This is a genomic window from Isoptericola sp. GX10416 (assembly GCF_056590155.1).
Genome location: NZ_JBWPVO010000005.1, coordinates 211,576 through 233,193, shown reverse-complemented (window position 1 = coordinate 233,193; position 21,618 = coordinate 211,576). Strand labels below are relative to the sequence as shown.

Below are 21,618 nucleotides of genomic sequence, written 5' to 3'. Positions count from 1 at the left end.
GGTCAGGTGGAAGGTCGGCCGAGGCTGCGATACATCACGTGCAGGCCGACGCGACCGTGCGCGGGGCTGCGGAACGCGCCGGGCACCGTGCCGACCACCTCGAAGCCCAGCGACCGCCACAGGCGCACCGCCGCCGTGTTGGACTCGACCACGGCGTTGAACTGGATACCGAGGAAGCCCTCCTGCCGGTGCCAGTCGATCACGTGCTCGGCCAGCGCGCGGCCGACACCACGCCCTCGCGCAGCGTCCGCGACCATGAACGACGCGGTGCCGACGTGGTCGCCGTGGCCCGGGCGGTTCGGCCCCATCTTCGCCGTCCCCAGGATCTCGTCGTCGTCCACGGCGACGACGGTGCGGCCCGGCGGACGCTCCATCCACAGCTCGCATGCCTGCTCGGACGTCAGGTCGAGCGGGTAGGCGTAGGTCTCGCCGGCACGGACGACCGCCTCGACGAGGGGCCACAGGATCGGCCAGTCGGCGTCGGTCGCGGCACGGATCTCCAGGGTCACGACCACAGGCTACGGGCGGGCCGTAGGCTCGGAGCATGCGTGCAGTCGTGGCCCGGTCGGCGGGCGGTCCCGAGGTCCTGGAGTACACCGAGCGTCCCGACCCGGAGCCCGGCCCGGGTGAGCTGCTGGTGCGGGTGGCCGCCGCCGGCGTGAACTTCATCGACACCTACCGCCGTGCGGGCGTCTACCCGATGGACTACCCGCACGTGGTCGGTGTGGAAGGTTCCGGCACGGTCGAGGCGTGCGGGCCGGGGGCGGACCGGTTCGCCGTCGGCGACCGCGTCGCCTGGCACCAGGCGCCCGGGTCGTACGCAGAGCTCGCCGTGGTCGGCGCCGACGTCGCGGTCCGCGTGCCGACCGGTCTCGACCTGACGACCGCCGCCGCGCTGCCCCTGCAGGGCATGACGGCGCACTACCTGGTCGCCTCGACCTTCGAGGTGGGCCTGGGGCACGACGTGCTCCTCACCGCGGGTGCCGGCGGCGTCGGGCTCCTGGCGACGCAGCTCGCCGCGGCGCGCGGCGGACGGGTGCTGACCACCGTCTCGACACCGGAGAAGGCCGCGCTCTCGTCCGCGGCAGGGGCGGCCCACACCATCGACTACGCGGCGATGGACGACCTCGCCGCCGAGCTGCCCGCCGTCGTCCACGAGCTGACCGACGGCGCGGGCGTGCACGTGGCGTACGACGGCGTGGGTGCGGCCACCTTCGACGCCTCGCTGGCGTCGTTGCGTCGACGGGGCACGCTGGTGCTGTTCGGCGGGGCGTCCGGACAGGTGCCGCCGTTCGACCTGCAGCGGCTCAACTCGGGCGGGTCGCTGTACGTCACCCGCCCCACGCTCGCGCACTACACCGCGACCCGTGCCGAGCTCGAGTGGCGGGCCGGCGAGGTGCTCGGCGCCGCCGCTCGTGGAGACCTCGAGGTCCGCGTCGGGGCGACCTACGCCTTGACCGACGCCGCTGCAGCACACGCGGCCCTCGAGGGCCGCGCGACGACCGGCAAGGTGCTCCTGCTGCCGTAGGGATATATCTTGATGTCAAGATACTTGACGTCAAGGGAGATTTCGTGGCCGACTGGTCCCCCGCCGCCTACCTGCGATACACCGACAAGCGGTCCCGCCCGTTCGCCGAGCTCCTCGCGCGCATCCCCGGAGAGCCCGCCACCGTGGTCGACCTCGGGTGCGGTCCCGGACACCTCACCGCGCTGCTGCGCGCACGCTGGCCCGACGCCGACGTCCTCGGCGTCGACGACTCGCCCGCGATGATCGAGCGGGCGACCGCGGACAACCACGACCCGCGGGCGCGGTACAAGCTCGCCGACCTGCGGGACCACGCCGCCGACCGCACGTCGACGGCCCGCGCAGACCTCGTCGTCAGCAACGCCGCGCTGCAGTGGGTCCCCGGCCACCGCGACCTCCTGAGGCCCCTGGCCGCGACCGCCACCCAGACCTTCGCCCTCCAGGTCCCCGGCAACCACGACGCGCCCAGCCACGCCCTGCTCCGCGAGGTGGCGGCCCGCGAGCCGTACGCCGCCGTCGTCGGACCGGTGCCCCGGCGTGCGACGGCGGACCCGGCCGAGTACCTCGACCTGCTCGCCGCGCCCGGCTGGACCGTCGACGCGTGGGAGACCACGTACACGCACGTGCTGGCTGGCCCGGACCCCGTGCTCCGCTGGATCTCGGCGACCGGGGCGCAGCCCACGCTGCAGGCGCTGGCGGCGCACGACCACACCCACGGCACCGCACTGCAGGCGGCCTTCGCGGACGAGTACGGTGCCGCGCTGCGGGACGCCTACCCCGAGCGGGCATACGGCACGCCGCTGGAGTTCCGGCGGGTCTTCGCCGTCGCGACCCGCGTCCCCCGTCACACCGCCGCACGGGCCTGACGGGTCACGCCCCGCACGAGCACCACGGCAACAGCGGCCGCGACGACTGCCGCCACGCCCCACCGGAGGACGGCCGCCAACGTCACGACGTCGCCCAGCGCGACGAGCAGGCTGATGTTCACCAACCAGTGCACGAGCGAGGCCACCACCACCCGCTGCAGGACCGTCCCGCGCCCGACGACAGCCATGAGCACCGACAGCACGACGGTGGAGAAGACGAACACCGCACCGATCAGGATCCCGGCGGCGACGTACTGGATGTGCCACAGGCCCCAGACGACACCCGTCACGACCGCCGCAGCCACGACGGACCACCGCGTCTCCAGCTGCGGCTGCAGGACACCGCGCCAACCGATCTCCTCCGCCGTGGCGCCGAGGAGCTGCGCGCCGAGCACGACGACGAACGGCACCGCGCCGACACCATGAGCGCCGGCCAGCTCCTGGCCCGCAGCGAGCCCGAGGACGGTGAGCACCCCCGCAAAGACGACGGAGGCTGCCAGCGCAGCACCCAGAGCAGCCGCGAACCGGCGGGCGTCCACCGGATCGGGACGGCCTGCGACGAGTCGTCGACGATGCACCAGGAACGTCGCCACGGCACCGATCGCGGGTCCGAGCTGCACGAGTGCGAGGACGGCCGGGTCGAGCCCGACGACAGGTTGCAACAGCAGCATCGCCACCGACGCGACCACGGTGGCGAGGACGAACGTCACAGAAGGCACAGCGTGACGCTACCGCTCACCGCCATCCGCCGGGTAGACGCCGGGCCATTGAGTCCGCGCTCGGCCGGCACTAGGTTTCCCGCATGACCTCACGCCCCGTCCGCATCGCCTATCAGCTCGGTCAGCAGCACGGCGACTACGCCACGATCCGCGACACGGTGCTTCGCGCTGAGGATGCCGGAGTCGACGTCGTGTTCAACTGGGACCACTTCTTCCCGTTGTCCGGCGACCCGGACGGCAAGCACTTCGAGTGCTGGACGATGCTCGGTGCCTGGGCCGAACAGACCGAACGGGTCGAGATCGGCGCCCTCGTGACGGGCAACGGCTACCGCAACCCCGACCTCTTGGCCGACATGGCGCGCACCGTCGACCACATCAGCGGCGGTCGGCTCGTCCTCGGCATCGGGGCCGGGTGGGCCGAGAAGGACTACCGGGAGTTCGGCTACGAGTTCGGCACGGACGGGACGCGCATCGCCGACCTCACCGCGGCACTCCCCCGCATCCGTGCACGCCTCGCGGCCGGCAACCCCGCGCCCACGCGCGAGATCCCGCTGCTCATCGGCGGCGGCGGTGAGAAGAAGATGCTGCGACTGGTCGCCGAGCACGCCGACGTGTGGCACTCGTTCGGCGACGCCGAGACCCTGCGCCACAAGTCGCGCGTGCTCGCGGCCCACGGCGACGACGTCGGCCGGGACACGGACGCTCAGGTCGAACGATCCATCGGCGTCAAGCGGCCCCCGCAGGAGATCGCCGACGACCTGGTCGACGCGGGTGCCACCCTGTTCACCATCGGCACCAGCGGGCCGGAGTTCGACCTCGACCTGGTCCGGCAGTGGGTCGCCTGGCGCGACGCGCGTCAGTGACCGTGCGTGGTGACCGAGCGCCGCGCCGCCGTCAGCGTCCCGTGAGGTCCGGTCCGAGCCGGTCGGAGCCGTTCGCGGGCAGCACCCGCAGGTGACGGGACGTGGGGCCCGTGCCGGTCTCCACCAGCTTGCGCAACGAGGACGGCGTGTCGTGCGTGACCCGGACGTACCAGCCGGAGCACGCGTCCAGGTCACCGCTCGCTATCGCGGCCACCATCTGGACGGTGCGCTCTACCGGTGTCCACTCTGTGCGGTCGGCGTGCATCGCCATCGAGCCCGTCATGTCGGTGGCCACCGTGCCCGGTGCCACCTCGAAGACGCGGAGCCCGCTCCCGGTGCCGGCGACGTGCAGGTGATGGCCGAGGCGCAGCAGTGCCGTCTTGCTCACGTTGTAGGCACTCGCCACCGCCATGTCGTGCGTGCCGGCACCACTGTTGACGTCGACCACGCGGCCGCCGCCACGCGCCAGCATGGCCGGCACCACGTGCCGCGCCAGGAGGAACGGGCCGCGCACGTTGGTCTCGACGACCTGCCACCACTCGTCGGCATCCGCCTCCCAGAGCGGAACCTCGGTGTCGATGCGACCGGCGTTGTTCACCAGCAGGTCGATGCCGCCGAGCCCGCCGTCGGCGACCGGTGCCTCGGCCCGGTCCACGGCGTCGGCGACCGCACCCGGTTCCGTGACGTCGACCGGCAGCGCGAGCGCCGTCCGGCCCCGGTCACGCACCTCAGCCGCGACGCGGGCGAGCCGGGCCTCGTCGCGCGCCAGGAGCGCGACGTCGAGGCCGGCGTCAGCCAGACCGAGCGCGACCGCACGGCCGATGCCGCGAGTCGCGCCGGTGACCAGCGCGGTCGACGCCGGTGCGGGGTCGGACGCGGTGGCCTCAGCCACGCAGGACCGCCCCCACCCGCTCGGCGGTGGCGGCCACGACGCCGTCGCGCACGGAGCGGACGTCGTCAGCGCTCAGCGTGCGGTCGGCGGCGCGCAGCCGCAGCGAGTACGCCAACGACTTCTTGCCGGCACCGACCTGCTCGCCGGTGAAGACGTCGAAGAGCCGCACGTCCTCGAGGAGCTCCCCGGCACCCGCCACGATCGCCGCGTGGACGTCCTGCGCGGGGACCTCGGCGTCCACCACGAATGCGAAGTCCTCCTTGGCGGCGGGGAACGCCGACACCGAGGACGCCACGACGGGCGCACCGCTCGCCGCCGCGGCCAGGGCCGAGAGGTCGAGCTCGAAGGCCGAGGCGCGGGCCGGCAGCCCGAGCCGCTCGACGACCTTGGGGTGGAGCTCGCCGGCGTGGCCGACGAGCATGCCGTCCGGCAGGCCGATACGCGCGCACCTGCCGGGGTGCCACGGCTGGTGGTCCGGGTCCGCGGACACGACCACGTCGACGCCGACGACCTGCGCGACGAGCCGCGCGGCCTCCACGGCGTCGGCCCAGTCGACCGGCCGGCCCCTGCCCCACCAACCGGTGGGCACCGCGTGCCCGGCGAGAACCCCGGCCACGCGACGAGGCTGCGACGGCGTGGCGGCAGCGAGGGCGTCGAGCTGCTCCGCGCTGGGGCGCACACCGACCGGGAGCTGCGGCGCGGCCGGGGAGCCCGGCGTCGGACGGGACACCAGGCCGATCTCGAAGACCGACACGTCGTCCAGGCCGCGCGAGACGTTGCGGCGGGCGGCCTCGAGCAGCGTGACCAGGAGGTTGGTGCGCAGCAGCGGCCTGTCCTCCGCCAGCGGGTTCACGAGCCGCAGCGCCGCGCGGCGCGGGTCGTCGGCCGGCAGGTCGAGGGCGTCCAGGTCGGGCTCCCCGATGAACGGGTACGTGAGCACCTCGACGAGACCGGCGTCCGCGAGCGCTCGCGCCACGGACCGTCGCAGGCGCTGCTCGGCGGTCAGGCCACGGCCTCCGGGAGCGGCCGGGAGCAGCGACGGGATCTGGTCGTAGCCGGCGATGCGCACGACCTCCTCGACCAGGGTCGCCGGCTCGGTGAGGTCCGGGCGCCAGGTCGGCGGCGTCACCTCCAGCCGGTCACCGCTGCCGTCGACCACGGCGCAGCCGATCTGGTCGAGGATCGCGACGACCTGGTCGCGGGTGTAGTCCACGCCCGCCGTGCGGGTGGGCAGGGTGACGTCGAGCAGGATCGGCCGCGGCGGCGTCGTGGTGTCCACGTCGCCGACGGCGGGGTCGGCAGTGCCGCCGGCCAGCTCGACCAGCAGGTCCACGACGCGCTGCGCCGCGACGGCGGGCAGGTGCGGGTCCACGCCGCGCTCGAACCGCTTGGCCGCCTCGGAGGGCAGCTTGTGGCGGCGGGCGGTCCGGGCGACGGAGACCTGGTCGAAGTGCGCGGCCTCGACCAGCACGTCGGTGGTCGTCGCCGACACCTCGGAGGAGGCGCCGCCCATGACCCCCGCCAGGCCGAGCACCCGGGAACCCCGGGCGCCGTCCGGAGAGTCGGTGATGAGCAGGTCCTCGGGGTCGAGGGTGCGGTCGACGTCGTCGAGCGTCGTCAGGTGCTCGGCCCGGCCGTCGACGAGCCCTGCCCGGCGCACCACGATCGGCGCGGAGACCTGGCTCAGGTCGTAGGCGTGCAGCGGCTGGCCCAGGTCGAGCATGACGTAGTTCGTCACGTCGACCGCGAGCGAGACGGACCGCATGCCCGAACCCTCGAGTCGGCGCTTCATCCAGGCCGGCGTCGGGGTTGCCGGGTCGATGCCGCGCACGACGCGCGTCACGAAGCGGTCGCAGCCGACCCGGCCGTCGATCGGCGCGTCGTCCTCGACCACGACGGCGAACCCGTCCTCGGTCGCCGCCGGCGGCGGCGTCGGCAACGCGTCGGGAAGGCCCCGGTCGGTGAAGGCGGCACCGGTGGAGTGCGCGTACTCCCGCGCCACGCCGCGGTAGCTGAAGGCGTAGCCGCGGTCCGGGGTGACGTTGATCTCGAGGACCTCGTCGCCCAGGCCGAGCAGCTCGATCGCGTCCTGACCCGGGGCCAGCTCGGCGGCGTCGAAGCCCGCCTGGGTGAGCACGAGGATGCCGTCGTGGTCGTCACCGAGCCCCAGCTCCTTCGTGGAGCAGATCATGCCGTCCGAGACGTGACCGTATGTCTTGCGCGCCGCGATCTCGAAACCTCCGGGCAGCACCGTCCCCGGCAGCGAGACGACGACGAGGTCACCGACGCCGAAGTTGTGCGCGCCGCACACGATCCCCCGGGCGCCGTCGTCGTCGTTGTGCTCCGGGCCGACGTCGACCCGGCACCAGTTGATGGTCTTGCCGTTCTTCTGCGGCTCCCCCGTCAGCTCGAGCACCCGGCCGACGACGAGGGGCCCCGACACGGCGGCCGGGTGGATCTCCTCCTCCTCGAGACCGACCCGCACCAGGTCGGCCGCCAGCTGTTCCGTCGTCAGGCCGCCGGGCAGGTCGACGTGGTCGGCGAGCCAGTCAGCAACGATGCGGGGCATCAGATCTCCGTCCCGAACTGGGTGGAGAAGCGCACGTCGCCCTCCACCATGTCGTGCATGTCAGCGATGGAGTGCCGCAGCATGAGCGTGCGCTCGATCCCCATGCCGAAGGCGAAGCCCGAGTACTCCTCGGGGTCCACGCCGGTGGCGCGCAGCACGTTCGGGTGAACCATGCCGCAGCCGCCCCACTCGATCCAGCCCGGGCCGCCCTTCTTCTGCGGGAACCACAGGTCCATCTCGGCGCTGGGCTCGGTGAAGGGGAAGAAGCTCGGGCGCAGCCGCGTGCGAGCCTCGGGCCCGAACATCGCGCGTGCGAACGCGTCCAGCGTGCCCACCAGGTTCGCCATCGTCAGACCCTTGTCGACCGCGAGACCCTCGACCTGGTGGAACACCGGCGTGTGGGTCGCGTCCAGGGCGTCGGTGCGGAACGTCTTGCCGGGGCACGCGATGTACAGGGGCACCCCGCGCTCCAGCAAGGACCGGGCCTGCACCGGCGACGTGTGGGTACGCAGCACGAGGTTCGGCGGGTCCTGGTCCGGCGCACCGTCAAGGACCTCGGTGCCCGCCACGTAGAACGTGTCCTGCATCTGCCGGGCGGGGTGGTCGGGTCCGAAGTTGAGCGCGTCGAAGTTGAACCACTCGGTCTCGACCTCGGGTCCGTCGGCGATCTCCCAGCCGAGCCCGACGAAGAAGTCGGCGATGCGCTCCTGGATCGACTCGATCGGGTGTCGCGCACCTCGCGGGGCGCGGTCGGTCGGCAGCGTGACGTCGACCGCCTCGTCGGCCAGGACCCTGGCGTCGCGTTCGGCCTCCAGCTCGACCTGGCGGGCGGACAGCGCCTGGTTGAGGCGACCCCGCCGCGGTCCCACGTTCTTGCCGGCGGCGGACTTGTCCGGCCCGGGCAGGGCACCGATGGCACGGTTGGCCAGCGCCAGGGTGCTCCGGTCGCCGGTGTGCCGCGTGCGGACGGCCTTCAGCGCGTCGAGGTCGGGTGCCGCGGCGATGTCGGCCAGGGCCGCCTCGACGGCGGTGTCGAGGGCGGCGACGTCCAGCGGGTCGGGCAGCGGTTCGGGCGCAGACATGCGGGCCTTCCTGGAGTTGAGCGTGGCGGCGGGCTCAGTCTATGTGCCCGTCCGGGGCACTCCCGTCGACCGGTTCGTCGCGGCCGATCGGCAGGACCGCGACGTCGGAGTGTGCCGGGCCGCCCGACCGGCCGGCGCCGAGCTCGGACGCGACCACGTGCACGCTGCCGACCTGCCAGCGCGGACCGGCGTAGACCGCCAGGGCGCGGGCCCACGACCCGAAGGGCGAGGCGTCGGTGGGGCGTCGCCGCTCGCGTCCCCCGCCGCGGCGCTCGACCGCGCCGCGCTGGACGGAGGCCCGGGCCACCGTGAGGTGCGGACGGCCGCCCACCCGGTCCTCCGCCGGGACGCCCTCGGCCGCCGCGACGTCGGTCACGACGTCGGTGAGACGGCGCAGCGTCGGCACGCCGTCGCGCACCCCCACCCACAGGGTCCGTCCGCCGAACGTCCCGCTGCCGGCCAGGGACAGCCGGAACGGCTCAACCTGGGCCAGCGCCTCCCGCAGCGAGTCCACGTAGCCGGGCACCGCGCCGTCGGGCACCCTCCCGTGGAACGCGAGGGTGACGTGCCGCTGCTCGGGGACGATCCAGCGCAGGCGTACGCCGGGCTCCGGCTCGGCGGAGGCCCTGACGCCGCCGAGGGCCAGGTCGAGGTGCGTCGAGGCGTCGGCCGGGGGATAGACCGCGGTGAAGAGTCGCACCCGGCGATCTTAGGCCCCGGGTCCGACGCGATCAGCGCTGGGCGCGACCGGAGGCGTACAGGCAGACGGTCGCGGCCGTCGCCAGGTTCAGCGACTCGGCACGGCCGCGGATCGGCACGCGGACGACGGCGTCGGCCAGCTCGCGGTCCGCCGCCGGCAGGCCCCACGCCTCGTTGCCGAAGACCCAGGCCGAGGACTCCGCCAGGTCCGGCACCCCCGCGGGGCGCTCCGCCGTCGGCCCGGCGACGTCCAGGAGGTCGTCGAGGTCGTGGTCGCCCGCGCCGTCGGCGGCGAGCACGGTGCACCCGGCCGCGCGGACGGCGTCGACCACGTCGGCGAGCGGGACGCCGGACACGACCGGCAGGTGGAAGAGCGAGCCCGCGGTGGAGCGCACGACCTTCGGGTTGTGCACGTCGACGCTGTCCCCGGCGAGGACGACGAGGTCGGCACCGGCGGCGTCGGCCGCCCGGATCACGGTGCCCGCGTTGCCCGGGTCGCGCACGGTCGCCAGCACGGCGACCAGCAGGGGACGACGGCGGCCCTCGGCCAGCGTCCCGAGCGCCGCCTGGAGCGTCGGTCGCTCCGCACGCACGACGGCCAGCACCCCCTGGGCGTCCGGGCTCATGGCCGCCAGGACCTCGGGAGTGCCGACGTGGACGTACAGGGCCGCCTCGAGGGCGGCGTCCAGGATCTCGGCGTAGCGCTGCGCCGCGGCCTCCGTGAGGTAGACGTCGCGTACCGCGGCCGGGGCGTGCCGGACCGCCTCGCGGACGCCCTGCGGACCCTCGACGAGCAGCTGACCGTGCTGCGAACGCGCAGGACGCCCGGACAGTGCCCTGACCTGCTTGACGCGCGCCGCTCGCGGGTTGGCGAGGGTCACGTCGGGGATGCGAGGCATCGGCAGGTGGGCTGTCCGGGCGTCCGGGTGGTGCGGCGCAGGCTCAGGCGGCCTTGGGCGCGTTGACGTCCGTGGGGAGGGCGTCCTTCGCGACCTGGACCAGCGCGTTGAACGCGGCGATGTCGTTGACCGCGAGCTCGGCGAGCATCCGACGGTCGACCTCGACGCCCGCGGCCTTGAGGCCCTGGACGAAGCGGTTGTAGGTCATGCCCTGCGCGCGGGACGCAGCGTTGATGCGCTGGATCCAGAGCTTGCGGAAGTCGCCCTTCTTGGCCTTCCGGTCGCGGTACGAGTAGACGAAGGAGTGGGTGACCTGCTCCTTGGCCTTCCGGTACAGGCGCGAGCGCTGGCCGCGGTAGCCGCTGGCGCGCTCGAGGGTCGTACGACGCTTCTTGTGGGCGTTGACCGCCCGCTTCACGCGTGCCACGTGATGCTCCTTGCAGTTTGGGTCGGAAGATGGCTACCGGCGGGATCGGCCGCCGGCGAGGCTCACTTGCCGAGCAGCTTCTTGATTCGCTTGACGTCGGCGGGTGCGACGTCCTGGTCCACGGCGAGCCGACGCGTACGGCGGCTCGACTTGTGCTCGAGGTAGTGGCGAGCGTTGGTCTGCTCGCGCATGAGCTTGCCCTTGCCGGTCACCCGGAAGCGCTTCTTGGAGCCGGAGTGCGTCTTGTTCTTCGGCATGACTGCCGTCTCTCCTCGTGTCGGTCACCCGCCCGAGGGCAGGAGACGTGATGCTGACCGCGGCCGGTGCGCCGGCCCGGTGTCAGGTGGTCTGTCGAGCCGTCAGCTGGACCGCTGGCTCGGCTTGGGTGCGGGCCGCGGCGCCGACGTCGACTCGTCCTGCTCCGGAGCCGAGGCCTCGGCGGGCTTCTCGGCCGGTGCGGCAGGCTGCTCCTGCGAGGCGGCCTTGGCGCGAGCCTCGGCCTTGACCTCGGACTTGGTCTTGCGCTGGGCGTCCACCTCGGCGGAGCGCTTGCGCTGCTCGCTCTTGGCGTCGGCCTTCTTCTTGACCGGCCCGAGGACCATGGTCATGTTGCGCCCGTCCTGCTTGGGCATCGACTCGACGAAGCCGAGCTCCGCCACGTCGTCCGCGAGCCGCTGCAGCAGCCGCACGCCCATCTCGGGGCGCGACTGCTCACGGCCACGGAACATGATCATGACCTTGACCTTGTCGCCGGCGGACAGGAAGCGCTCGACGTGGCCCTTCTTGGTGGCGTAGTCGTGCGGGTCGATCTTCAGGCGGAACCGGATCTCCTTGAGGAGGGTGTTCGCCTGCTTGCGACGCGCCTCACGCGCCTTCATGTCCGACTCGTACTTGAACTTGCCGAAGTCCATGAGCTTGGCCACGGGCGGCCGGGCGTCCGGCGCCACCTCGACGAGGTCGAGGTCGGCGTCCTGCGCCAGCTTGAGGGCGACCCCTGTGGCGACCACGCCGACCTGTTCCCCGCCCGGGCCGATGAGCCGGACCTCGGGGACGCGGATCCGGTCGTTGATGCGAGGCTCGCTGATGGTGATGCTCCTAGAAGTCGTCGTGAGACCGCCAGGAACGAAGGAAGGCCCCCGCCCTGAGCGAACAGGTGGAGGCCATCGTCCGGTGACGTCGAGCGCAGAACGCCGACGACCGGAGGCAGGACGACGCGTGCCGTCCGACCGGACCCGGCCCCTGTCGGCGCTGCCTCGCGGCACGGCGCCCGTCGGTGCTCGGGTGGGATGATCTCCACTTGCTGCACCCGGCCGTCGAGAACGGTCGGGTCGGTCAGCACACGAGACTAGCACGAGCCACCCCCGGACCGGCCAGCACCTGAACAGCCCCACCGTGTCACGTACGTCACGCGGCCAGATTGGAATCATTCCAGACAACGTCGTAGGCTGCGGACATGGCCCACACCACCCCCGCCGACACGGCGACCGCGGAGCACGAGCTCTTGCGTGCCGCCGGTCTCCGGGTGACCGGTGTGCGGCTCGCGGTGCTGCGTGCGCTCGACGGGCACGAGCACTCGACGGCCGACGACGTCATCCGTGCCGTGCGCACCGACCTCGGCACCGCCTCGGTGCAGGCCGTCTACGACTCGTTGAACACCCTGTCCACGGCGGGCCTGCTGCGGCGGATGGAACCTGCCGGCCACCCCGCCCGGTACGAGCGCCGCGTCGGCGACAACCACCACCACGTGGTGTGCCGCGGCTGCGGCCTCGTGGCCGACGTGGACTGCACCGTGGGCCACGCACCCTGCCTGACACCGAGCGACACCCACGGGTTCACCGTCGATCTCGCCGAGGTCACCTTCTGGGGCACGTGCTCCCGGTGCGCCGAGGCGCGCTGATCCCCCTCCACCTCCCCTTGCGCAAGTCCCCGAACCCTGAGAAAGCCCTGAGAAAGGACGTTCTATGACGACCCCCTTCACGACGACGCAGACCGGTACGCCGGTCGCGAGCGACCAGCACTCCCTGACCGTCGGGTCCGACGGTCCCACCGTCCTCCACGATCGCTACCTCGTCGAGAAGCTCGCGTCGTTCAACCGTGAGCGGGTCCCGGAGCGGAACCCGCACGCGAAGGGCGGCGGCGCCTTCGGTGAGTTCGAGGTCACCGAGGACGTGTCGCAGTACACCAGCGCCGCCGTCTTCCAGCCGGGCGCCAAGGCCGAGACCCTCCTGCGGTTCTCGTCCGTGGCCGGCGAGCAGGGCTCCCCCGACACCTGGCGCGACGTCCGCGGCTTCTCGCTGCGCTTCTACACCACCGAGGGCAACCTCGACGTCGTCGGCAACAACACGCCCACGTTCTTCCTGCGCGACGCGATGAAGTTCCCCGACTTCATCCACTCCCAGAAGCGCCTCGGCGCCTCGGGTCTTCGCGACGCCGACATGCAGTGGGACTTCTGGACCCTGTCCCCGGAGTCGGCCCACCAGGTCACCTACGTCATGGGTGACCGCGGCCTGTCGAAGTCGTGGCGGCACCTCAACGGATACGGCTCGCACACCTACCAGTGGGTGAACGCCGAGGGCGAGCGCTTCTGGGTGCAGTACCACTTCCTGTCCCAGCAGGGTGTGGTGAACATGTCGGCCGAGGACGCCGAGCGCATCGCCGGCGAGGACGCCGACTACTACCGTCGCGACCTGTACGAGGCCATCGACCGCGGCGAGTTCCCCTCGTGGGACGTCTACGTCCAGGTCATGCCGTACGAGGACGCGAAGTCGTACCGCTTCAACCCGTTCGACATGACGAAGACCTGGTCGAAGAAGGATTACCCGCGCATCAAGGTCGGCACGTTCACGCTGAACCGCAACCCGCGCAACTTCTTCGCAGAGATCGAGCAGGCGGCCTTCTCGCCGGGCAACCAGGTGCCCGGCACCGGCATCTCGCCCGACAAGATGCTCATGGCTCGGGTCTTCTCGTACCCGGACGCGCAGCGCCACCGCATCGGCACCAACTTCAACCAGCTGCCGGTCAACCAGCCGCACGCCGCCCCCGTCGCGAACTACATGCACCAGGGCAACATGCAGTACCACTTCAACGGCCCGGAGCACCGCGTCTACACGCCGAACTCGTTCGGCGCCGCCGGTGGCCCCGTGGCCGACCCGGTGCGCGGCGTCGAGGCGGCATGGGAGACGGACGGCGAGCTGATGCGCTCTGCGCAGACTCTGCACTCCGAGGACGACGACTTCGGCCAGGCGGGCACCCTGTACCGGGAGGTCTTCGACGACGCAGCCAAGGCACGCTTCCTCGAGACCCTCACCGGGCAGGGCCGGTCGATCACCATCGACGAGATCCGCGAGCGGTTCTTCCAGTACTGGACGAACGTCGACGCCGAGCTGGGCGCCAAGCTCCGCGCCGAGGTCGCCGCCGGCTGAGCCGGAGCGCAGCACAGGGTGGGGGCCGAGGCACGAGGCACCCGCCCGCCGCGGAGCGCAGGCTCGGCCGGCCATGACACCGCCGGCTGAGCCGGAGCGCAGCACAGGGTGGGGGCCGAGGCACGAGGCACCCGCCCGCCGCACGCCGTCCGAGGCCGGGCCCGCTCCTGCGGGCCCGGCCTCGGGTCTGTCCGGTCCCTGAAGGTGCCAAGATGGACCTCATGAGTCATACCCCCGATCCCGGTGCCGTCCCGAACGCCGGCACGGCGACGCGCGACATCGCCGACGTGGCCGCCGTCGAGGTCATCACCACCGCTGCCGTCCACCTCATGAGCGCCGCCGCCGTCAAGTGCGGTCTGGCGGAGGAGGACTCGGCCGAGCACCTCGACCTCGACGAGGCCCGCAAGCTCATCACGGCGCTCGCCGCGCTGGTGACCGCCGCCGCACCGGACATCGGCAACCAGCACGCCCGGTCGTTGCGCGACGGTCTGCGCTCCCTCCAGCTCGCCTTCCGCGAGGCGTCCGTCGTCCCGGACGAGCCGGGCGAAGGGCCGGGCGAGAAGTACACGGGCTCCGTCGTCTGACATGTCGCAGTCCTCGGGCCCGTGGGAGCCGTCGACGGCGCCGGTCGCGTCCAGCGTCGCCGCGCCGGACGATCCCGCGCGGCCGGGGCGCGCACGCCGGCGCGGCCGGACCGCGAAGATCACCGCCGTCGTGCTCGCCGTGCTGCTGGTGGCGGCTCTCGTCGCCGTGGGTTACCTGTGGCGGACGACGTCCGCCTGGGAGGACCACGCCAGCCGGTGGGAGTCGGAGGCGCACGGCTACGCCGAGGAGGTCGCGTCGCTGCAGGCCGAGCTGGACGGTGTGACCGCCGAGCTCGTCTCGGCGCGTGAGCAGCTCGACACGGCGACCGCGCGGATCACCGACCTGGCCGACGAGAAGGCTCAGCTCGGCGACGAGAACGTCGCCAGCCAGCAGTACCTCGACTACCAACGGCGTGTGAGCGAGGCGGCCGGCGTGGTCGCCACCGCCCTGGGCCAGTGCACGGCCGCCCAGTTCCAGCTCATCGGCTACCTGGAGGACCGTGACGCCTACGACCCGGCCGACCTGGAGCGGTTCGCGGCCGACGTCGAGGCGCTGTGCGCGGAGGCCAACGACGCGAACACCCAGCTCCAGCAGGAGCTCGCGCAGTGAGTCGGCCGGCTCGGAGACCGGCCGGGCTCGCCGCCGTCCTGCTCACGGCGGTCGTCACGTCGTGCGCAGAGGTCCCCGACATGCCGCCGCCTGTGCCCGAGGACATCGTCCCGTCGGTCGCGGCACCGACGCTGTCCGCCGAGGGGTCGGACCAGCTCTCCCCCGACGGGTTCGACGCCGTCCAGCGCATGGCCGTGCGGATCCGGAACGTCGGATGCAGCAGCCTGTCGACCGGGTCCGGGTTCGCCGTCGACGAGCACACCCTCATCACGAACCGGCACGTGGTCGCAGACTCAGCCTCCCTGCAGGTAAGCACCTACGACGGCCGCGACCTCGACGTGTCGGCGGCGAGCACCGCGGCGCTGGCGGACCTCGCCGTCGTCCGCACCGAGGAGCCCTTGCCGTCCTACCCGCGGATCGCCGACGACGACCCCGAGCAGGGCGACGACGTGACGGTCGTGGGCTATCCGGCGGGCGGCCGCCTGACCGTGACGGCCGGGCAGGTCATCGGCACCACGAGGGACCCTCTGCACGAGAACCTCGGCGAGGTCCTGGTCACGGACGCGCCCGTGGAGCCCGGGTCGTCCGGCTCGGCGGCCCTGGACGACGACGGCGAGGTCATCGGCGTCGTCTACGCGAAGACGACGGACGGACGGTCGTTGCTCGTCCCGCAGTCGACGCTGCGCGAGATGCTCGACGACTCCGCGTCGTTCACCGAGCTCGTGCCCTGCTGAGGCGCCGGCGTCAGCGTGCCGCGGCGATGCGCAGCTCGAGCGAGTCCACCCGGTCCGCGACCACCTTCGCCGCGGCCAGCCGCGCGTTGACCTGCCCGAGCACGGTGTCCAGCCCCGCGCGGTCCAGGCCCGGGTCCAGTGCCAGGACGACGGCGACCTCGGCCTTGCGGCCCGGCTCGGCGGAGGCGCGCACGACGTGCTGGACGGGCGCGGCCGCGTCGACGATGGCGCGAGCCACCTCGGCGTCGACCTCCAGCCCGTCGTCCGTCGGCACCAGGGCGGGACGCCACTCGATCCCCTGGGCCAGTGCCCAGACGGCGGGTCGGGGCACGAGCGCGGTCACCGGGCCTTCCGGGTCGACGACGAGCAGCGACCACTTCTCGTTGACCGCGGACAGTGCCGCGCGCGTCGCCTCGACCGGGACGGGACGTGCGTCCGCGCGCCAGGCCCGCATCGACGCGACCGACGTGAAGACCGGCAGGGCCCGCCGTCCGTCGGCGGACTCGAGCGCCACGACGCCCGAGGACGCCTCCTTGTCGACCGTGTGCTCGACACCGTCGTGCTCGACCGTGCCGGTCGCCTCCACCTCGGCGAGCACCGGGACGAGCACGCGGGTCTGCGCCAGACGTGCGACGACGTCCCGCAGCGGGGTGGTGCCGGCCTGCAGGCCGTCGAGCCGGCGCACGAGCTCGGGGTCGGCCGAGCCGTCGTCGCCGGCGAACTGGCTGGTCGGCTGGATGGACCTCATGGGCGCCCCGCGACGTCGAGCGCCTCGGGGAGCGTGAACGCGCCCGCGTAGAGCGCCTTGCCCACGACGGCGCCCTCGACGCCGTCACCGGTCAGTGCACGCAACGCGACCAGGTCGTCCAGCGAGGAGATGCCCCCGGAGGCGACGACCTTGGCCGGCGTCTTGGCCGCGACCTCACGCAGGAGCTGCACGTTCGGGCCGCGGAGCGTGCCGTCCTTGGTGACGTCGGTGACGACATACCGGGAGCAGCCGGCGTCGTCGAGACGCGCGAGGACCTCCCAGAGGTCGCCACCCTCCTGCGTCCAGCCCCGCGCGGCGAGCGTCGTGCCGCGCACGTCCAGGCCGACGGCGACCTTGTCCCCGTGCTCGGCGATGACTCGTGCCGTCCACTCGGGATCCTCGAGGGCCGCGGTGCCGATGTTGACGCGGCGCGCGCCCGTCGCGAGGGCACGCTCCAACGACGCGTCGTCCCGGATGCCGCCGGAGAGCTCGACCTGGACGTCGACCTCGGCCACGACGCTCGCGAGCAGCTCCGCGTTGGAGCCGCGCCCGAACGCGGCGTCGAGGTCCACCAGGTGGATCCACTCCGCGCCGCCGGTCTGCCAGTCGAGAGCGGCGGCACGCGGGTCGCCGTACGAGGTCTCCGAGCCGGCCTCTCCCTGGACCAGGCGGACGGCCTGGCCGTCGGCGACGTCGACGGCGGGCAGCAGGACGAGGCGTTCGGTCATGCGTCAGGACTCCAGTCGTGAGGGGTGGCGGGGCGGCCGGAGCGTCTCACAGCGACCGCACCCAGTTCTCGAGCAGGGTGGCGCCGGCGTCGCCGGACTTCTCGGGGTGGAACTGCGTCGCGGACAGCGGGCCGTCCTCGACGGCCGCGACGAACCGGGCGGGCTCCCCGGCCGGACCGTGGGAGGACCACGTGACGCGCGGAGGGACGTAGCGCGGGTCGGCGGCGTCGTCGTGCCCCTGGGTGAACGTCTGGGCCGCGTAGGAGTGCACGAAGTAGAACCGCTCCTGCTCGACCCCGGCGAACAGGGTGGATCCCGGCGCCGCCTCGACGCCCGACCAGCCCATGTGCGGCACCACGGGTGCCTCCAGCCGGTCGACGACGCCGCGCCACTCCCCCATGCCGTCGGCCCGGACGCCGTGCTCGACGCCCGCATCGAACATCACCTGCATGCCGACGCAGACTCCGAGCACGGGCCTGCCGCCGGCGAGCCGACGGTCGACGATCTGGTCGCCGCGAACCGCCCGGAGGGCTTCCATGCAGGCTGCGAACGCTCCGACGCCCGGGACCACCAGGCCGTCCGCCTCCGCGGCGGCGTGCCGGTCGGCCGTCAGCTCGACGTCGGCCCCGACCCGCTCGAGGGCGCGCACGGCGGACCGCACGTTGCCGAACCCGTAGTCGAGCACCACGACGCGAGGACGCGTCGTCGGGGCACCGTGAGGCGCGGGCCGCGCGTTGAGCTCGGCGGCGGCGCCGTCGTCGGGCAGCAGGCCGGGAGCGGCCGTCATCGCTTCTTCTTCCGTCCCTTGCGGGCCACCTGCGAGAGCATCCGCACCGCCTTGAGCCGGCCGATGCCTGTCGACGAGACCACACCGGGCAGGTCGGCGAGCGTGAGGTGTCCGGTCAGGAGGTCCTCGAGCGCGTCGGGCGCGCCGCCGAGCACGAGCCCGGGCGGCAGCTCACCGTCGTCCGTCCCGTCGACGTAGCGCACGCAGGTGAGCTGCTCGCCCCAGCGGGTGACGAGCACGAGCGGGACGCCCGCGACGAGCTGGGAGATCGAGACGGCGGCGCGGTTCGGCAGGTCGTCCGAGGTGTCGCGCAGCACGCCGAGCGCACCGACCGGCGTCGGGACGACGTCGACGTCGATGTCCGCCAGCGCGCACGCGGCCGCGAGCGGCTCCGCCTCGGCGACCTGGGTGATCAGGACCGCGAGCTCGGGCGCCCTGCGTGCTCCCGTGAGGCCCGACAGGTCGTCGGGGATCTCGATGTCTCCGGGCACGTCGGGCAGCTCCTGGTGCCCGGGCTGGTCAGGTGTGGAGGGACTGGGCACCCTACAGCGCTCCCTTGGTCGATGGGATGCCCTCGACGCGCGGGTCGCGGGCGACGGCGGCCCGCAGCGCGCGGGCCAGGGCCTTGAACTGGGCCTCGACGATGTGGTGCGGGTCACGGCCTGCCAGGACCCGGACGTGGAGGCAGATGTCGGCGTGGTGGGCGACCGACTCCAGGACGTGCCGGGTGAGGGACCCGGTGAAGTGGCCACCGATGAGGTGGTACTCCTGCCCGGCGGGCTCGCCGGAGTGCACCAGGTAGGGCCGTCCCGACACGTCGACGACGGCCTGGGCGAGCGCCTCGTCGAGGGGGACGAGGGCGTCGCCGAACCGCGCGATCCCCTTCTTGTCGCCCAGGGCTTGCTTGAGCGCCTCGCCGAGCACGATCGCGGTGTCCTCGACCGTGTGGTGGGCGTCGATGTGGGTGTCCCCCGTGGCCCGGACGGTCAGGTCGATCAAGGAGTGCTTGCCCAGGGCGGTGAGCATGTGGTCGTAGAACGGCACGGTGGTGGAGATGTCGGTCCGACCGGTGCCGTCGAGGTCCAGCTCGACGACGACGCTCGACTCGCTCGTGGTGCGCTCCACGCGCGCGGTGCGGTCTGCCATCACTGCTCCTTCTCGCCGATCACGTCGGTCAACGCGTCCTTGAACGCCTGCGTCTCGTCGGGCGTTCCCACCGAGACCCGCAACCAGCCCTCGGGGCCGGTCTCACGGATGAGCACGCCGCGGTCCAACAGCTGCTGCCAGACGGCGTGCCGGTCGTCGAGCACGCCGAAGAGGACGAAGTTCGCGTCGGTCTCGGCGACCTGGAGCGGCCGGCCGTCGACGTGCTGCTGGCGCAACCATGCCACGAGCTCGTCGCGCCCCGCACGCAGGTCCGCCACCTGGGCGAGCAGCGAGTCGCGGTGCTCGAGCGCCGCGCGGGCCGCGGCCTGGGTGACCGCCGACAGGTGGTACGGCAGCCGGACGACGCGGAGCGCGTCGACGAGCTCCGACGACGCCGCCAGGTAGCCGAGCCGCAGGCCCGCGGCCGCGAACGCCTTGGACATGGTGCGCGTCACGGCCAGGTGCGGATACCGGTCGAGGAGCGCGAGCGCCGACGGCGTGCCCTCGCGCCGGAACTCTGCGTAGGCCTCGTCGACCACGACCACGGCGGGCACCCGCGCCGCGGCGTCCAGGATCTTCTCGATCGTCGCGGTGGTCAGCGCGGTGCCGGTCGGGTTGTTGGGGCTGGCGAGCAGGACGACCGACGGCTGCTCGGCCTCGATGAGCGCGACCGCCTCTTCGGGGGCGACGGTGAAGTCCTCGGCCCGGCGGCCGGTCACCCACCGGGTGTGGGTGTCTCGCGCGTACTCGGGGTACATCGAGTACGTGGGGGCGAACGACACCGCGGTGCGGCCGGGCCCGCCGAAGGCCTGCAGGAGGTGCAGCATGATCTCGTTCGAGCCGTTGGCGGCCCACACCTGTGCGGGGTCGAGCCGCACGCCCGACTCCACTGCCAGGTAGTCCGCGAGGTCGGCCCGCAGGTCCCCGAAGTCGCGGTCCGGGTAGCGGTTCAGCGTGCGCGACGCGTGCGCGACGCGCTCGGCGATGGTCTCCACGACGGCGTCGGACGGCGCGTAGGGGTTCTCGTTGACGTTGAGCCGCACGGGCACGTCGAGCTGCGGGGCGCCGTAGGGCACCTCGTCGGCGAGCTCGGGGCGCAGCGGCAGCGCGGGAGCGTCAGGGGTGGTCACCGACCCAGTCTACGAGCGACCGGGCGGTGCTCCGCCTTGCCGTCAGGAGACGACGACGTCGGCACCGGAGATCTCGACGGCGATCTCTCCGAGTGGCTCGGGCGCCGGGCCGGCCTGCACCGCGGCGTCGGTGAGCGAGAACACCGAACGGTGGCAAGGGCACTCGAGGACGCCGTCGCCGGGGGTGACGGTGCAGCCCTGGTGGGTGCAGACCGCGCTGAACGCGTGCACCTCGTCCTCGGTCGGCCTGGTCACGAGCACCGGCACGCCGGCGACCTCGGCACTCACCGCGCCGCCGACCGGCACGTCGTCCAGGGCGACCACGGCCTGGCCCGCCGCAGAGGCGCTGACCTCGTCGGCCGACCGGTCCGAGCCCGTCCCCTCCGCGCACGCCACCAGGACGCCGCCGCCGGCCACGGCCCCCGCCACGAGGCCCGCGCCGCGCAGCACCTGGCGGCGTGACCGGCACCCGGCACCGGGAGAAGGCTGGGAAACGGTGGACTCGTTCATGGGACGGGCTCCTGGGAGGTCTCGTGGTGACGTCGGCCATACCGGGTGGCAGCATGTCCATCATGGACGCCCCCACCGGACCGGTGCCAGCGGCACGCGGCCGAGGCGCCGTCGGCCCCTCCTGGGTGTGGCGGTCCCTGGCCGCGTCCGGCGTGCTGGTCTCGGCCGTGGTGCACCTCGTGCTGTGGACCCGTGGCTACGACGACATCGACCTCGTGGGGCCGCTCTTCCTCGTCAATGCCGTCAGCGGCGTGGTCCTGGCCGTGCTGCTGCTCACGTGGCGGCACTGGCTGCCCCTGGTGGGCGGCATCGTCTTCGGCGCCGCGACGTTGCTGGCGTTCATCACCTCCGCCACGTCCGACCTGCTCGGTGTCTCGTCGGAGCTCGTCGGGGTGAACGAGCTCGTCGCCGCGGCCGCGGAGCTCGTCGCCGTCGTGGCCTCCACCGTGGCGCTCGTCCGAGAGCACGCGCACTGAGCCTGTGGACGGCCACGGCGGGCTGTCGCCGATTCGGCCTACGATCGCAGGGTGACCTCCTCGGACGACCCGTACGCCGACCTCGTACCCGCCTGGACCGACGACGACGTCCCCCCGCCGGTCGACGACGCGCCGCCGGACGACGGTCTCGTCCCGCCGGCCGACGCCGCCGCTGCGCGCCCCGCCACCGACCGGTCGGAGG

General features: G+C 73.1%; 26 protein-coding genes. 9 read left to right on the top strand and 17 right to left on the bottom strand.

Going from position 1 to position 21,618, the window contains the following annotated elements; genetic code table 11:
- Positions 1 to 2 precede the first annotated feature (2 nt).
- On the bottom strand, positions 3 to 509 hold the full coding sequence (locus ACWAT2_RS10400) for a GNAT family N-acetyltransferase (RefSeq protein WP_402375146.1): 507 nt from the start codon (positions 507 to 509) through the stop codon (positions 3 to 5).
- Between the two features lie 35 nt (positions 510 to 544).
- Between ACWAT2_RS10400 and ACWAT2_RS10395 the strand changes: the two genes are divergently transcribed.
- Complete coding sequence (locus tag ACWAT2_RS10395) at positions 545 to 1,528, top strand: quinone oxidoreductase family protein (protein WP_402375148.1); 984 nt, start codon at positions 545 to 547, stop codon at positions 1,526 to 1,528.
- Positions 1,529 to 1,572: 44 nt separating this feature from the next.
- Positions 1,573 to 2,391: a methyltransferase domain-containing protein gene (locus ACWAT2_RS10390; RefSeq protein WP_402375150.1), complete on the top strand. Its 819-nt coding sequence runs from the start codon at positions 1,573 to 1,575 to the stop codon at positions 2,389 to 2,391.
- Here the strand turns inward: ACWAT2_RS10390 and ACWAT2_RS10385 are convergent.
- Complete coding sequence (locus ACWAT2_RS10385; protein ID WP_402375152.1) at positions 2,370 to 3,110, bottom strand: CPBP family intramembrane glutamic endopeptidase; 741 nt, start codon at positions 3,108 to 3,110, stop codon at positions 2,370 to 2,372. The genes ACWAT2_RS10390 and ACWAT2_RS10385 overlap by 22 nt on opposite strands.
- A gap of 83 nt (positions 3,111 to 3,193) precedes the next feature.
- Here ACWAT2_RS10385 and ACWAT2_RS10380 point away from each other — a divergent pair, with 83 nt between their 5' ends.
- Positions 3,194 to 3,973, top strand: coding sequence for an LLM class F420-dependent oxidoreductase (locus ACWAT2_RS10380; RefSeq protein WP_402375154.1), 780 nt, complete (start codon positions 3,194 to 3,196; stop codon positions 3,971 to 3,973).
- A gap of 31 nt (positions 3,974 to 4,004) precedes the next feature.
- Here the strand turns inward: ACWAT2_RS10380 and ACWAT2_RS10375 are convergent, their stop codons facing one another.
- From ACWAT2_RS10375 to infC, 8 genes are all read right to left on the bottom strand, one after another.
- Positions 4,005 to 4,865 carry an SDR family NAD(P)-dependent oxidoreductase gene (locus ACWAT2_RS10375; protein WP_402375156.1) on the bottom strand — a complete coding sequence of 287 codons (861 nt, stop codon included), beginning with the start codon at positions 4,863 to 4,865 and terminating at the stop codon, positions 4,005 to 4,007.
- Entirely contained in the window at positions 4,858 to 7,434 is a 2,577-nt protein-coding gene (gene pheT, locus ACWAT2_RS10370; protein WP_402375158.1) for a phenylalanine--tRNA ligase subunit beta, read from the bottom strand. Before pheT ends, ACWAT2_RS10375 begins: the two co-directional genes overlap by 8 nt.
- Positions 7,434 to 8,516, bottom strand: coding sequence for a phenylalanine--tRNA ligase subunit alpha (pheS, locus tag ACWAT2_RS10365; RefSeq protein ID WP_402375160.1), 1,083 nt, complete (start codon positions 8,514 to 8,516; stop codon positions 7,434 to 7,436). Before pheS ends, pheT begins: the two co-directional genes overlap by 1 nt.
- A 34-nt stretch (positions 8,517 to 8,550) precedes the next feature.
- Positions 8,551 to 9,216 (bottom strand): RNA 2',3'-cyclic phosphodiesterase, encoded by a 666-nt coding sequence (gene thpR, locus ACWAT2_RS10360; protein ID WP_402375163.1) that lies wholly within the window; start codon positions 9,214 to 9,216, stop codon positions 8,551 to 8,553.
- A 31-nt stretch (positions 9,217 to 9,247) separates the two neighbouring features.
- Positions 9,248 to 10,114 (bottom strand): TrmH family RNA methyltransferase, encoded by an 867-nt coding sequence (locus tag ACWAT2_RS10355; protein ID WP_402375165.1) that lies wholly within the window; start codon positions 10,112 to 10,114, stop codon positions 9,248 to 9,250.
- 43 nt (positions 10,115 to 10,157) lie between these two features.
- Entirely contained in the window at positions 10,158 to 10,541 is a 384-nt protein-coding gene (gene rplT, locus ACWAT2_RS10350; RefSeq protein WP_106267912.1) for a 50S ribosomal protein L20, read from the bottom strand.
- 62 nt (positions 10,542 to 10,603) lie between these two features.
- Positions 10,604 to 10,798 carry a 50S ribosomal protein L35 gene (gene rpmI, locus ACWAT2_RS10345; protein WP_106267914.1) on the bottom strand — a complete coding sequence of 65 codons (195 nt, stop codon included), beginning with the start codon at positions 10,796 to 10,798 and terminating at the stop codon, positions 10,604 to 10,606.
- Positions 10,799 to 10,900: 102 nt separating this feature from the next.
- A complete protein-coding gene (infC, locus tag ACWAT2_RS10340) occupies positions 10,901 to 11,575 on the bottom strand; it encodes a translation initiation factor IF-3 (protein ID WP_480048907.1) in 675 nt (224 codons plus the stop codon).
- A 419-nt stretch (positions 11,576 to 11,994) separates the two neighbouring features.
- On the opposite strand from infC, the gene ACWAT2_RS10335 reads away from it, so the two are divergent.
- The 5 genes from ACWAT2_RS10335 to ACWAT2_RS10315 all read left to right on the top strand — a co-directional run bounded on the left by ACWAT2_RS10335 (position 11,995) and on the right by ACWAT2_RS10315 (position 15,891).
- On the top strand, positions 11,995 to 12,438 hold the full coding sequence (locus tag ACWAT2_RS10335; protein WP_402375167.1) for a Fur family transcriptional regulator: 444 nt from the start codon (positions 11,995 to 11,997) through the stop codon (positions 12,436 to 12,438).
- Between the two features lie 64 nt (positions 12,439 to 12,502).
- Positions 12,503 to 13,963 carry a catalase gene (locus ACWAT2_RS10330; protein ID WP_402375168.1) on the top strand — a complete coding sequence of 487 codons (1,461 nt, stop codon included), beginning with the start codon at positions 12,503 to 12,505 and terminating at the stop codon, positions 13,961 to 13,963.
- 221 nt (positions 13,964 to 14,184) lie between these two features.
- Positions 14,185 to 14,547 carry a DUF1844 domain-containing protein gene (locus tag ACWAT2_RS10325; protein WP_402375543.1) on the top strand — a complete coding sequence of 121 codons (363 nt, stop codon included), beginning with the start codon at positions 14,185 to 14,187 and terminating at the stop codon, positions 14,545 to 14,547.
- A 1-nt stretch (position 14,548) separates the two neighbouring features.
- Positions 14,549 to 15,157 carry a hypothetical protein gene (locus ACWAT2_RS10320; protein ID WP_402375170.1) on the top strand — a complete coding sequence of 203 codons (609 nt, stop codon included), beginning with the start codon at positions 14,549 to 14,551 and terminating at the stop codon, positions 15,155 to 15,157.
- 80 nt (positions 15,158 to 15,237) lie between these two features.
- Positions 15,238 to 15,891: a S1C family serine protease gene (locus tag ACWAT2_RS10315; RefSeq protein ID WP_402375172.1), complete on the top strand. Its 654-nt coding sequence runs from the start codon at positions 15,238 to 15,240 to the stop codon at positions 15,889 to 15,891.
- Between the two features lie 10 nt (positions 15,892 to 15,901).
- On the opposite strand, the gene ACWAT2_RS10310 is transcribed toward ACWAT2_RS10315, so the two are convergent.
- Genes ACWAT2_RS10310 through ACWAT2_RS10280 form a run of 7 tightly spaced genes read right to left on the bottom strand, consistent with a single transcriptional unit; the run spans position 15,902 to position 20,940 of the window.
- Positions 15,902 to 16,639, bottom strand: a complete 738-nt coding sequence (locus ACWAT2_RS10310; protein ID WP_402375174.1) for an SseB family protein — start codon at positions 16,637 to 16,639, stop codon at positions 15,902 to 15,904.
- Positions 16,636 to 17,367 carry a bifunctional 1-(5-phosphoribosyl)-5-((5-phosphoribosylamino)methylideneamino)imidazole-4-carboxamide isomerase/phosphoribosylanthranilate isomerase PriA gene (priA, locus tag ACWAT2_RS10305; protein WP_402375175.1) on the bottom strand — a complete coding sequence of 244 codons (732 nt, stop codon included), beginning with the start codon at positions 17,365 to 17,367 and terminating at the stop codon, positions 16,636 to 16,638. Before priA ends, ACWAT2_RS10310 begins: the two co-directional genes overlap by 4 nt.
- Positions 17,368 to 17,413: 46 nt before the next feature.
- Entirely contained in the window at positions 17,414 to 18,154 is a 741-nt protein-coding gene (hisH, locus tag ACWAT2_RS10300; protein ID WP_402375177.1) for an imidazole glycerol phosphate synthase subunit HisH, read from the bottom strand.
- Positions 18,151 to 18,696, bottom strand: a complete 546-nt coding sequence (locus ACWAT2_RS10295) for a hypothetical protein (protein ID WP_402375178.1) — start codon at positions 18,694 to 18,696, stop codon at positions 18,151 to 18,153. Before ACWAT2_RS10295 ends, hisH begins: the two co-directional genes overlap by 4 nt.
- Before the next feature lies 1 nt (position 18,697).
- Positions 18,698 to 19,300 (bottom strand): imidazoleglycerol-phosphate dehydratase HisB, encoded by a 603-nt coding sequence (gene hisB / locus ACWAT2_RS10290; RefSeq protein WP_402375180.1) that lies wholly within the window; start codon positions 19,298 to 19,300, stop codon positions 18,698 to 18,700.
- On the bottom strand, positions 19,300 to 20,430 hold the full coding sequence (locus ACWAT2_RS10285; RefSeq protein ID WP_402375182.1) for a histidinol-phosphate transaminase: 1,131 nt from the start codon (positions 20,428 to 20,430) through the stop codon (positions 19,300 to 19,302). The genes hisB and ACWAT2_RS10285 overlap by 1 nt, the downstream gene beginning before the upstream one ends.
- A gap of 42 nt (positions 20,431 to 20,472) precedes the next feature.
- Positions 20,473 to 20,940, bottom strand: coding sequence for a Rieske (2Fe-2S) protein (locus tag ACWAT2_RS10280; RefSeq protein ID WP_402375184.1), 468 nt, complete (start codon positions 20,938 to 20,940; stop codon positions 20,473 to 20,475).
- Positions 20,941 to 21,002: 62 nt separating this feature from the next.
- On the opposite strand from ACWAT2_RS10280, the gene ACWAT2_RS10275 reads away from it, so the two are divergent.
- Positions 21,003 to 21,416, top strand: coding sequence for a hypothetical protein (locus tag ACWAT2_RS10275; protein ID WP_402375186.1), 414 nt, complete (start codon positions 21,003 to 21,005; stop codon positions 21,414 to 21,416).
- Positions 21,417 to 21,618 lie beyond the last annotated feature (202 nt).

Excerpts from the sequence above, each read along its gene's own strand:
- ACWAT2_RS10395 (WP_402375148.1), top strand. The coding sequence starts at position 545 with ATGCGTGCAGTCGTGGCCCGGTCGGCGGGCGGTCCCGAGGTCCTGGAG.
- ACWAT2_RS10380 (WP_402375154.1), top strand. The coding sequence starts at position 3,194 with ATGACCTCACGCCCCGTCCGCATCGCCTATCAGCTCGGTCAGCAGCAC.
- pheT (WP_402375158.1), bottom strand. The coding sequence starts at position 7,434 with ATGCCCCGCATCGTTGCTGACTGGCTCGCCGACCACGTCGACCTGCCC.
- pheS (WP_402375160.1), bottom strand. The coding sequence starts at position 8,516 with ATGTCTGCGCCCGAACCGCTGCCCGACCCGCTGGACGTCGCCGCCCTC.
- ACWAT2_RS10355 (WP_402375165.1), bottom strand. The coding sequence starts at position 10,114 with ATGCCTCGCATCCCCGACGTGACCCTCGCCAACCCGCGAGCGGCGCGC.
- rpmI (WP_106267914.1), bottom strand. The coding sequence starts at position 10,798 with ATGCCGAAGAACAAGACGCACTCCGGCTCCAAGAAGCGCTTCCGGGTG.
- ACWAT2_RS10335 (WP_402375167.1), top strand. The coding sequence starts at position 11,995 with ATGGCCCACACCACCCCCGCCGACACGGCGACCGCGGAGCACGAGCTC.
- ACWAT2_RS10330 (WP_402375168.1), top strand. The coding sequence starts at position 12,503 with ATGACGACCCCCTTCACGACGACGCAGACCGGTACGCCGGTCGCGAGC.
- ACWAT2_RS10325 (WP_402375543.1), top strand. The coding sequence starts at position 14,185 with ATGAGTCATACCCCCGATCCCGGTGCCGTCCCGAACGCCGGCACGGCG.
- ACWAT2_RS10320 (WP_402375170.1), top strand. The coding sequence starts at position 14,549 with ATGTCGCAGTCCTCGGGCCCGTGGGAGCCGTCGACGGCGCCGGTCGCG.
- ACWAT2_RS10315 (WP_402375172.1), top strand. The coding sequence starts at position 15,238 with ATGCCGCCGCCTGTGCCCGAGGACATCGTCCCGTCGGTCGCGGCACCG.
- ACWAT2_RS10310 (WP_402375174.1), bottom strand. The coding sequence starts at position 16,639 with ATGAGGTCCATCCAGCCGACCAGCCAGTTCGCCGGCGACGACGGCTCG.
- priA (WP_402375175.1), bottom strand. The coding sequence starts at position 17,367 with ATGACCGAACGCCTCGTCCTGCTGCCCGCCGTCGACGTCGCCGACGGC.
- hisH (WP_402375177.1), bottom strand. The coding sequence starts at position 18,154 with ATGACGGCCGCTCCCGGCCTGCTGCCCGACGACGGCGCCGCCGCCGAG.
- hisB (WP_402375180.1), bottom strand. The coding sequence starts at position 19,300 with ATGGCAGACCGCACCGCGCGCGTGGAGCGCACCACGAGCGAGTCGAGC.
- ACWAT2_RS10280 (WP_402375184.1), bottom strand. The coding sequence starts at position 20,940 with ATGAACGAGTCCACCGTTTCCCAGCCTTCTCCCGGTGCCGGGTGCCGG.
- ACWAT2_RS10275 (WP_402375186.1), top strand. The coding sequence starts at position 21,003 with ATGGACGCCCCCACCGGACCGGTGCCAGCGGCACGCGGCCGAGGCGCC.